This is a genomic window from Legionella bozemanae (assembly GCF_001648595.1).
Lineage (GTDB): Bacteria > Pseudomonadota > Gammaproteobacteria > Legionellales > Legionellaceae > Legionella > Legionella bozemanae.
In genome coordinates, this window is the sequence record NZ_LBAW01000098.1 from 1 (window position 1) to 622 (window position 622).

Below are 622 nucleotides of genomic sequence, written 5' to 3' on the forward strand. Positions count from 1 at the left end.
CAGCTAACCTTAACTGCGGAAAATTTTGGCGGGTCTGGAAGTTATTCAAGTTATGAGGCCGCAGAAACGACCGCATCTATAACACAACCCATTCCTTTAGGCGGTCGTCTTAAGTATCTGAAAAAAGCAACCTATGCAGATTATTTAGCATCTCTAGCTCAAATAAATGTTCAGAAAGCATCATTGTATATGGCTGTAGGAGGTGCTTATGTCGATGCATTTTATGCAGTTCAATGGCATCAGGTGACCCAAAAACTTGTTCGCTTGAATCAGGATATTGTGACTGCCATCGATAAACGAGTTAAAGCCGGGGTAGGTGCGGAGCTTGATTTGCGCTTAGCGCAAATTCGCTTGGGGGACGCACGTATTCAAGAGCAAAAAGCAGGGCGTGATGCGCTCTTCTTACGGGCAAAATTGGCACGGTTACTGGGTAATGGTTTACGTGTGGACAGACCTTTGGTTGACAAAGGCTTGCCCGATGTGGAGTTAAACTGGTCTGAGTTGTTGAAAAAAGTACCGCAAAGCCCGCAAATGCTGCAAATGCAGCTGCAATTGCAAGCTAAGCGCGCCGCCATTACTGCGGCTAAAAAATCAGTATGGCCTGATTTAAACATTCAATTGG

General features: G+C 45.3%; 1 protein-coding gene. It reads left to right on the top strand.

Features of this window, described 5'->3' with window-relative positions:
• On the top strand, window positions 1-622 hold a 622-nt coding region (locus A8O27_RS18240), incomplete at both ends, for a TolC family protein (protein ID WP_162270518.1).